The organism is Pseudomonas tremae (genome assembly GCF_001401155.1).
In the GTDB taxonomy this organism is placed as follows: Bacteria; Pseudomonadota; Gammaproteobacteria; order Pseudomonadales; family Pseudomonadaceae; genus Aquipseudomonas; species Aquipseudomonas tremae.
Genome location: NZ_LJRO01000480.1, coordinates 1 through 648, shown reverse-complemented (window position 1 = coordinate 648; position 648 = coordinate 1). Strand labels below are relative to the sequence as shown.

The window sequence follows — 648 nt, the reverse complement described above, 5'->3', positions numbered from 1 at the left end:
AAACCCGGGGCGGTTCAGTCCTGCCTAGGTGCGTTCCCGAATCAGTTCGCGCTCAAACTCGGCCAACGATGCAAACAGATTAAATACCAGCCGGCCTTGTGCACTGGTGGTATCGATGGGGTCATTCAGGCTCAACAGGCCGACCTTGCGCTCAATCAAATTGCCCACCAGCTCTACCAAATGCTTGAGTGAGCGTCCCATCCGGTCGAGTTTCCAGATCACTAACACGTCCCCAGCTCGAACTTGGCCAAGCAGTTCGTCCAATGCGGGCCGCGCCGTTTTCGAGCCACTGGCTACATCTTGGTAAATGCGTTCGCAACCGGCGCGTTTGAGTGCATCGAGCTGCAGGTCGAGATTTTGGTCGCGCGTGCTTACGCGGGCATAGCCGATTTTCATCAAAAGTCTTCTTTACTCGTCTGATTTCGACAATATCGAACCATTGCAGTGTAGCGTAACAAAGCGTACAAACACTTAAATGCAAAAACACCGATCAGGAGAGCACATGAATACTGTTCGCTGGAACATCGCCGTATCGCCGGACGTGGACCAGTCCGTCCGCATGTTTATCGCGGCTCACGGCGGAGGACGCAAAGGCGATCTGTCACGCTTTATCGAGGAGGCCGTACGCGCTTATTTACTGGAACAAGC

The 648-nt window shown here is 53.9% G+C and carries 2 protein-coding genes; one reads left to right on the top strand and one right to left on the bottom strand.

What is annotated here, in order from left to right:
- Window positions 1–24: 24 nt before the first annotated feature.
- Complete coding sequence (locus ALO43_RS26350; RefSeq protein ID WP_217999793.1) at window positions 25–396, bottom strand: recombinase family protein; 372 nt, start codon at window positions 394–396, stop codon at window positions 25–27.
- Between the two features lie 106 nt (window positions 397–502).
- Between ALO43_RS26350 and ALO43_RS26345 the strand changes: the two genes are divergently transcribed.
- On the top strand, window positions 503–648 hold a 146-nt coding region (locus ALO43_RS26345; RefSeq protein WP_217999794.1), incomplete at its 3' end, for a ribbon-helix-helix domain-containing protein.